The sequence below is a fragment of the Curtobacterium sp. UCD-KPL2560 genome, assembly GCF_001705035.1.
GTDB lineage: Bacteria > Actinomycetota > Actinomycetes > Actinomycetales > Microbacteriaceae > Curtobacterium.
On sequence record NZ_MCIG01000104.1, the window covers coordinates 1 to 7,920 of the forward strand.

Consider the following 7,920-nt stretch of genomic DNA (forward strand, 5'->3'; position numbering starts at 1 on the left):
CGACGACGCCCGCGCCGGGGGTGCCCGCCGGAGCGGCGGGTGCGCCGGGGGTCGCGGCAGCGGGTGTCCCGGCGGTGCCGTCGGCGGAGGCTCCGGCGGTCGCGCCGGCGCGTGTCCCCATGGTGGTCACACCGGTCGCGACGGCCCCGGGGTCTGCGGCGGTGCCGACTCCGGCCCGCGGGCCCGGAGCAGCCGGTGTGGTCGGGCGACCGGAGGGGGCCGGAGCGGTCGTCACGGATGCGGACTCCCGGCCGGCAGTGGCAGTACCGGTTGCCGGGGTCGACGCGCTGCCGGGCGCCGGGAGTACGGGCTGCGCCGACACGGACGCCGACGCTGCGGATGCGTCCGTCGCTGTGGCATCCGCTGCGAGGGATGCCGCACCGACCGCGCCGGCCGGTGTGCCGAGACCAGCGGGAGCGGTGGCCGTCCCCGGCGCGGGCGTCGTCGTCGGCGTCACTGCAGCCGACAGCGCCGCCGACAGTGCCGACACGGGCTGTGCCGTCGCGTCCGTGGCCGACGGCGTGGTGGTGGTGGTGGTGGGGCTCGTCGAGCCGGTGTCCGTCCCGGCGCCGGTGCCCGGGCTCGTGCGGTCCGTCGTCGACGTCGGCTTCGACGTCGGCTTCGACGTCGGCTTCGACGACGAGCCGGTCCCGGTGTCCTGGTGTCCCTCGGCCGAGCGACCGGCCCGGGCCAGCGCGGCCCCGAACGGGACGGCCGAGTCGGAGACGCCGGACGGACCGCGCGCCGCACGCTGCCCGAGCGGACCGGCAGCCACCGTGGGTCCGGCGGTGGGCAGGCCCGTCGTCACGGGGCTCACGCCGCACTCCCCGAGCGCATCATCGACAGCAGGGCCGCCGTCTGCAGGTCTGCCGAGCCGGCACCGCCGACCGCACGGGCAGCCGGGGTCGCCGCGCTCGCCGCGGGGGCGTCCGACGGCACGATGCGGCGGATGGTCGCGATGTCCGAGTCCTTGTACCAGTTGTCCACGATGCGGACGTCCTTCCCGGGCCGGGGCGCGTGCAGCACCTTGCCGTCCCCGAGGTAGATGACGATGTGCTGCTCGCCCTTCGGCACGATCAGGTCGCCGGGCTTCGCGTCCTTCAGCGAGCCGACCGGCACGCCCATGTCGGCCTGGTCCGGGACGACGCGCGGCATCGTGACGCCGAGGTCCTTGAACACCGTCTGCACGAGGCCCGAGCAGTCCATGCCCGACCGGGTCGTGCCGCCGAACACGTACGGCACGCCGAGGTACTTCTTCGCGTCGGCGACCACGTCGGCACCCGTCGCTCCGCTGCCGGTGGCGATCGAGCCGCGCCCGGCGTCGACCGACGTCGCGGGCGACGCGGCCCCGGCGTCCGCAGCGGGCACCGTCCCGGGTGCCGTGCCCGTGGCGGTCGCGAGGGCGTCGGCGAACGCGGTGGACGACGCGGCGGATCCGGCGGTGCTCGCGGCGCCACCCGTCGGGGCGCTCACGTCGGCGCGCAGGGCGTCGATCCGCGACCGGATCTCGTCGATGCGGGAGAGCACGGCGTCGACGCTCATCGGGCACCACCTTCCGCGCGGCTCCGCGCCGCGATCTCGTCGAGTGCGGCCTGCTCGGTGCGCAGGTCGGCTGCCGCCTCCTCGCGGTCGTGCTGGTCCTCGAGCTTCTCGAGGCCGAGCGCGGCCCGACGGGCGGCGTTGTAGGTGGTCTGGGCGGCGTCGGCGTCCGCGCGTCGGGTCTTCGCGACGGCGTCGAGCTCCTCGAGCATCCCGCGCGTCGAGGCCCGGGCGGCGGCGACCGCGCTCAGGGTGGCGGCGTCGCGGACGACCGTCGAGCCCTCGGCGTCGGCCAGGGTCCGGCGTGCGGCGATCCGGGCGTCGGCTGCGTCGCGCACCCGGCCGTTCGCGGCGGCGAGCTCGGCCGCGGCGCGGTCCTGCTCGGCGTGCCGCAGCCGCAGGAGCCCGGCCAGGGGGAAGCGGCGGGCCATCAGCGCACCCCTCCCGCCGGGACGAGCGTCGCGACGAGGCGGTCGAGCGCGTGCCACGACGCCTCGGCCGTCGCGCGCTCGTCCATGCCCTGCTGCAGGAACGCGTCGATCGCGCCCTGGTGGTCCACCGCGGCGTCGACGAGCGGGTTCGTGCCGCGCTGGTACGCGCCGACGTCGAGCAGGTCCTGCGCGTTCCGCCGTGCGGCCATCACGGTGCGCAGGGTCGTCGCCGCGGCACGCTGCCCGGGGGACGTGACCTTCGACGCGACGCGCGACACCGAACCGAGCGCGTCGACGGACGGGAAGTGTCCGGTGACCGCGAGCTTCCGGTCGAGCACGACGTGGCCGTCCAGGATGCTCCGGGCGCTGTCGGCGATCGGCTCGTTGTGGTCGTCGCCGTCGACGAGCACCGTGTACAGACCCGTGATGCTGCCGACACGGTCGGTGCCGGCACGTTCGAGCAGCCCGGCGAGCACCGAGAACGTCGACGGCGGGTAGCCCCGGGTGGCCGGCGGCTCCCCCACCGACAGCCCGATCTCGCGCTGGGCCATCGCCACGCGGGTCAGGGAGTCCATCATGAGCACGACGTCCTGGCCGGCGTCGCGGAACGACTCGGCGATCCGGGTCGCGACGAACGCGGCCCGGAGGCGCATGAGCGCGGGCTCGTCCGAGGTGGACACGACGACGATCGAGCGGGCGAGGCCCTCGGGTCCGAGGTCGTCCTCCAGGAACTCCCGCACCTCGCGCCCGCGTTCGCCGACGAGCGCGATGACGTTGACGGCAGCGTCGCTCCCCCGCGCGACCATCGACAGCAACGAGGACTTGCCGACGCCGGAGCCGGCGAACAGGCCCATGCGCTGCCCGCGGCCGACCGTGGTCAGGGTGTCGAGCACGCGGACGCCGAGCTGTATCGGGGTGTCGATCCGGGTGCGGGCCATCGCGTTCGGCGTGGCGTGGTCGAGCGGCACCCAGGCGTCGGCGGCGAGCGGTCCGCGGCCGTCGATCGGTCGCCCGAGCCCGTCGAGCACCCGGCCGAACAGCCCGGTGCCGGTCGGCACGAGCACGGGACGCCCGGTCGGTCGCGCCGGGGTCCCCGCGGTCACGCCGACGAGCCGCCCGAGGGGCATGCAGCGCACCCCGTCCGCGTCGGTCGCGACGACCTCGACGGCGGTCTGCGGGCCGCCCTCGGTGCCCACGGTCACGACGTCGCCGATCCGGGCGTCGAGTCCCGCGACGGTCAGGCCGAGCCCGACCGCGCTCGTCACGGTGCCGACGCGCTGCGGTGCCGCCGCGGCGAGGGCGTCGTCGAGGCCGCGCGGGCGCAGCAGGGTCGCGGTCACCGGGACGTCTCCGTCGGGGCGGCGGCCGGTCGGGCCGGCGCGCCGAGCGCCGAGCGGGCCCGGTCGAGCGCGGCGTCGATCCGCGCGTCGAGCAGACCGTGCGGCAGGTCGACGACGGCGTCGCCGTCGCGCAGCGCCGGGTCGCCGACCACCGGGACCGGCAGGTCCAGGTCCGCGACGCGGGCGGCGTCGGCAGGGCTCACGCGGATGGCCAGTGCGATCGTGCGGTCGACCGAGGCGAGCGCACGTCGGACCGTCGCCTCCGCGCCGGTGGTGGGTCGCGCCTCCCGGCCGGACTGCCGGGTCGCGTCGGACGCGCCCAGCTCCTCCTGACGGGAGGCGCGGACCACGTCCCCGACGACGGCCTCGGCCAGCTCCAGCGCGGCCGCGACGACCGACTCCTCGGCGTCGGCGAGGACGGGTGCGACGTGCGACAGGAGCGCGTTCGTCGCGGCGTCGAGCACCTGGACCCGGCGCGCGGTGTCGGCCTGCAGGGCCGCGAGCCGGGCGGCGTGCTCGGCCTCGAGCCGGGCGCGCAGTGCGTCGGTGTCGGCCTGCGCCGCGCGCAGTCCGGCCGTGTAGCCGGCCGCGTGGCCGCGGACGTCTGCGGCGGCGGACCGGTCGCGGGTCGCGGTGCCGCCGAGGGCGGGGAACGCGATGCGCTGGACGACGGGGTCAGTCAACGAGCTCGTCCTCCTCGGCGCGGTGCACCGTGATGACGCCCTGCGCCTCGAGTTCGCGCACGGAGCGGACGACCTCGGCGCGGGCCTCCTCGACCTGCGAGACGCGGACCGGGCCCATGGCCTGCAGCTCGTCGTCGAGCAGCGAGCGGTTGCGCTCCGACACGTTCGCGCGGATCGTCTCGACGACGGGGCCGGGCGCGCCCTTCATCGCGGTCGCGAGGAGCTTCGAGTCGATGCCGCGCAGCACCTGCTGGATGTCGCGGGACTCGAGCTTGACGATGTCGGCGAAGGTGAGCATGCGGGAGCGGATGTCCTCGGCGAGCTCGGGGTCGCGCGCCTCGAGGCCCTCGAGCACGGCCTTCTCGGTCGCGACGTCGGCACGGTTGATGATGTCGACGAGGGGCGCGATGCCCCCGACGACCTCGATGCTCTCGCGCGGGGACACGACGGCCCCGGCGCGCTGCCGGAGGACCCCGGCGACGATGCCGACCGCCTCGGGCGTGGCGCTGCCCATCGTGGCGAAGGCCTGCGCCACGTCGGTGCGGGCGCGCTCGTCGACCCCGGCGAGCACGGCGCTCGCCTGCGCGGGCTTGAGGTGGGCGAGCACGAGGGCGATGGTCTGCGGCAGTTCGCCCTCGAGCAGCGAGACGACCTGGCCGGGCTCGGCGTCGTCGAGGAACTCGAAGGACTGTCCGGCCAGGTTCGAGGCCAGGCGGTCCATCACGCCCGCCGCGCGCTCGGAGCCGAACGAGGCCTCGAGGAGCCCGAGCGCCGCGTCCTTGCCGCCGCGCTTCTGCACCCGACCGCGCTGGGTCATCCGGTGGAACTCGGTCATCGTGCGGTCCACCACGGCGTCGTCGACGCGGCGCATCCGGACGATCTCGGCGGAGATCTCCTCGGCCTCGAGCTCGGTGAACTGCTTCATCACCTCGGCGGCGCGCTCGGTCTCCATCTGCATGAGGATGAGCGCGACCTTCTGCGCGCCGCTCAGCGCGCGGTCGGCCGTTCCCCCGGCGGCGGGGGCCGGGACGAGCGCGCTCACACCGACGCCCGGTCGTCGAGGAGCCCGCGCAGGAGGTCCGCGGTGCGCTTCGGGTCGCGCTCGGCCAGCGCGGCGATGTCCTGCCGCCGGCGCTCGGCGCTGATCTCGTCCGTGGTGAGCACCTCGGTCGGGGCGTCGTCGTGCGGGATCGCGGGCAGGGCGACGGTCGGCGCGTCCGCGGCACCGAGCGGGGTGCGCTCGGCGTCGTCGAGGGCCAGCGGCAGCTCGAAGGTCTCCCCGGCGAAGGCGTCGAGCTCGCCGACGTCCACCGCCTCGCGCTCCTGGCGACGGCCGCGACGGGCGAGCACGATCGCGAGCACGATGGCCGCCGCGATCACGGCGAGGACGATGCCGGCGGTGCGGATCGCCGACCACGTGCTGGCCTGCTGGTCGGCCTGCTCCTGCTCCTTCAACGCCTTCGCGGCGTCGTCGGCGGCACTGCGGTCGAAGTCCATCATGGCGACGCGGACCTGGTCGCCCCGGACGTTGTCCACCCCGGCCGCCGCGGCGACGAGGTCGTTGATGCTCTGCAGGTTGGCGTTCTTCACGGCGTCGGCGCGGGAGTTCAGCGCGACCGAGATGGTCTGCCGCTGGACCCCGCCGGCCGGGATCTGCGTGGTCTCGGTGGTGTGGTCGACGGCGTTGTTCTTCGTCGCCGACTCGTTCTTGTAGCCGCCGTCGCCGTTCGCGCCCGTGCCGTTCGGGACGGCGATGTTGTCCGGCCCGAGGACGCCCGTCGCACCGGCACCGCCGGCACCGGAGCCCGCGCCGTACTGCTCGGTCGTGCTCGACTCGTTCAGCGCGATCGGACCCGTCGTCGGGTTCGTGTAGCTCTCCTGCGTCCGGGTGCCGGACTGCTGGTTCATCGTCGCGGCGACCACCACGCTGGCGTTCCCGGCGCCGAGGGTCGTGTCGAGCAGGTCCTGGATCTTCTTGCTCGTCGTCGCGTCGTAGTCGGCGGCCTGGTCCGCGCCGCTGCCGGTCGCGCCGGTGCCAACGGCGGACAGGGTCTGCCCCTTCGAGTCGACGACCGAGACGTCGGTGGGCTGCATGCCCTCGACCGCGGCGCTCGTCAGGTGCACGATCGACTGCACCTGGTCGGTGCTGAGCTGCTTGCCGTTCTGGGTCGCCACGAACACCGAGGCGGTCGGGTCCTTCTCCTCGGCGGTGAAGACGGTCTTCTTCGGGATCGCGAGCTGCACGGTGGCGGCCTTCACGCCGTCCATCGACGAGATCGTCTTCGCGAGCTCGCCCTCGATCGCCCGCTTGTAGGTGACGTCCTGCTGGAACTCGGAGCTCGTCACGCCCATCTTGTCGAGCAGCGAGTAGCCGCCCTCGTTCGACGACGGCAGGCCGTTCGACGCGGCCTTGAGCCGCTCCGAGTACACCTGCGACTGCGGCACGAGGATCGTCGCGCCACCGTCGGTGAGCTGGTACGGCACGCCGTCGGTGTTCAGCTGGTCGGTGATCGAGCTCGCGTCGGCGGCGGCGAGCCCGGTGAACAGCGGCGCGTAGGACGCCTTGCCGAGGAAGCTCGCGAGGGCGATGCCCCCGAGCACGACGGCCGCGATGCCGATGATCGCGATGGTGCGCTGCGCGGCCGAGAAGCCCTTGACGTAGGCGACCAGGCGGCCGAGCGTGTTCCGGACGGCGGTGGGCATCAGGCCTGCATCCTCATGATCTCGTTGAAGGCGTCGACGCCCTTGTTGCGGACGGCGGCGACGAGCTCGAGCGTGACCTGCGCGCGGGTGGCGGCGATCGTGGCGTCGTGGATGTCGTCGAGGTTGCCGGTCACGGCCTTGAGGGCGAGGGCCTTCGACGTGTCCTGCAGCTGCTGCAGGCCGTCGACGGCGTTCGTCATGCTCGCGCCGAAGCCGTCACCGGTCGCGCCGGTGGTCGCCGCGGTGCCAGTCGCGCCGGATGCGCCGGTCGCGCCGGTGACGTCGGTCATCGAGGGGAAGGCGCGGGTCATCGCGTTCGTGGTCACACCGTTCACGGCGTCGATGGGCATCAGTTCTTCCCGATCTGCAGGGCCGCCTCGTAGGCGGTCTTCGCCCGGTCGACGACGGCGGCGTTCGCCTGGTAGCCGCGCTGGGCCATGATGAGGTCCGCCATCTGCGTCCCGAGGTCGATGTCCGGCATCCGGACGTAGCCCTCGGCGTTCGCGAGCGGGTTGTCCGGGTCGTACGTCACGCGGCCGGCGGCGCTGCCGAACGCGGCGCCCTTGACGTAGGCGCCCGACGTGCCGGCACCCTCCTGCACCTCGACGTAGCGGGCCTGGAAGGCGGAGTCGTCCATCGACCGCACGGTGTTCGCGTTCGCGATGTTGTCCGAGACCGCGTCGAGCCACTTCCGGTGCACGGTGAGGCCGGTGCTCGCGATGCCGATCGCGTCGAAGGTCGTCACGAGTTCGTCCGCATCGCCGCGCGCACGCTCGTGAGCTCGCTGTTCATCGCCTGCGTGGCGAACTGGTAGCGCAGCACCGTGTCGACGTTGGAGAGGGTCTCCTGGTCGAGGTTGACGTTGTTGCCGTTCGTGTTCGTCGGCTCGAGGCTGCGCGAGGTGGTCGCCTCGGCGTGGCCGTCACCGTGCACGATCGACTGCGCGAGGGTGTCCTCGAACCGGACCTTCTCGGCGTGGTAGTTCGGCGTGTTGATGTTCGCGATGTTGTTCGCGATGGTGCGCTGGCGCAGGGAGAGGCCGTCGAGGGCACTCTGCAGCGCGACGCTCGTCACGGAATCGAACACGGGGCCGTCCTCGTGGGGCGCGACGTCCGGGGACGCCGACGGGTGGCTGTGGCCGATCCGTGGCCGAGGGGTGAGCGATCCGTGCTCGCGGGGGTCTGTCGGCCCTGGGGGTCGGGGCGTAAGCGGCCGCCCCGAACG

The 7,920-nt window shown here is 74.3% G+C and carries 9 protein-coding genes and 1 pseudogene; all 10 read right to left on the reverse strand.

Translation table 11 applies throughout. From position 1 onward, the window contains the following. Positions 1-817, reverse strand: a pseudogene (locus tag BEP24_RS17870) (hypothetical protein); the annotation flags it as partial. After that, entirely contained in the window at positions 814-1,542 is a 729-nt protein-coding gene (locus BEP24_RS15220) for a C40 family peptidase (protein ID WP_065964833.1), read from the reverse strand. The pseudogene BEP24_RS17870 and the gene BEP24_RS15220, both read right to left, overlap by 4 nt. Next, on the reverse strand, positions 1,539-1,970 hold the full coding sequence (locus tag BEP24_RS15225) for a flagellar FliJ family protein (RefSeq protein WP_065964835.1): 432 nt from the start codon (positions 1,968-1,970) through the stop codon (positions 1,539-1,541). The genes BEP24_RS15220 and BEP24_RS15225 overlap by 4 nt, the downstream gene beginning before the upstream one ends. Further along, the gene (locus BEP24_RS15230) at positions 1,970-3,310 is read right to left on the reverse strand and encodes a FliI/YscN family ATPase (RefSeq protein ID WP_065964837.1); all 1,341 of its coding nucleotides are present in this window, start codon (positions 3,308-3,310) and stop codon (positions 1,970-1,972) included. The genes BEP24_RS15225 and BEP24_RS15230 overlap by 1 nt, the downstream gene beginning before the upstream one ends. Further along, positions 3,307-3,993, reverse strand: a complete 687-nt coding sequence (locus BEP24_RS15235; RefSeq protein WP_065964839.1) for a hypothetical protein — start codon at positions 3,991-3,993, stop codon at positions 3,307-3,309. Before BEP24_RS15235 ends, BEP24_RS15230 begins: the two co-directional genes overlap by 4 nt. Next, positions 3,986-5,035: a flagellar motor switch protein FliG gene (gene fliG / locus BEP24_RS15240; RefSeq protein ID WP_083230421.1), complete on the reverse strand. Its 1,050-nt coding sequence runs from the start codon at positions 5,033-5,035 to the stop codon at positions 3,986-3,988. The genes BEP24_RS15235 and fliG overlap by 8 nt, the downstream gene beginning before the upstream one ends. Continuing rightward, positions 5,032-6,696, reverse strand: a complete 1,665-nt coding sequence (fliF, locus tag BEP24_RS15245) for a flagellar basal-body MS-ring/collar protein FliF (protein WP_065964841.1) — start codon at positions 6,694-6,696, stop codon at positions 5,032-5,034. Before fliF ends, fliG begins: the two co-directional genes overlap by 4 nt. Beyond that, positions 6,696-7,046 carry a flagellar hook-basal body complex protein FliE gene (gene fliE / locus BEP24_RS15250; RefSeq protein WP_083230422.1) on the reverse strand — a complete coding sequence of 117 codons (351 nt, stop codon included), beginning with the start codon at positions 7,044-7,046 and terminating at the stop codon, positions 6,696-6,698. Before fliE ends, fliF begins: the two co-directional genes overlap by 1 nt. Beyond that, on the reverse strand, positions 7,046-7,441 hold the full coding sequence (locus BEP24_RS15255; RefSeq protein ID WP_065964843.1) for a flagellar basal body rod C-terminal domain-containing protein: 396 nt from the start codon (positions 7,439-7,441) through the stop codon (positions 7,046-7,048). Before BEP24_RS15255 ends, fliE begins: the two co-directional genes overlap by 1 nt. After that, positions 7,438-7,782, reverse strand: coding sequence for a flagellar basal body protein (locus BEP24_RS15260; RefSeq protein WP_065964845.1), 345 nt, complete (start codon positions 7,780-7,782; stop codon positions 7,438-7,440). The genes BEP24_RS15255 and BEP24_RS15260 overlap by 4 nt, the downstream gene beginning before the upstream one ends. Positions 7,783-7,920: the final 138 nt, after the last annotated feature.

Excerpts from the sequence above, each read along its gene's own strand:
- BEP24_RS15220 (WP_065964833.1), bottom strand. The coding sequence starts at position 1,542 with ATGAGCGTCGACGCCGTGCTCTCCCGCATCGACGAGATCCGGTCGCGG.
- BEP24_RS15225 (WP_065964835.1), bottom strand. The coding sequence starts at position 1,970 with ATGGCCCGCCGCTTCCCCCTGGCCGGGCTCCTGCGGCTGCGGCACGCC.
- fliF (WP_065964841.1), bottom strand. The coding sequence starts at position 6,696 with ATGCCCACCGCCGTCCGGAACACGCTCGGCCGCCTGGTCGCCTACGTC.
- fliE (WP_083230422.1), bottom strand. The coding sequence starts at position 7,046 with ATGCCCATCGACGCCGTGAACGGTGTGACCACGAACGCGATGACCCGC.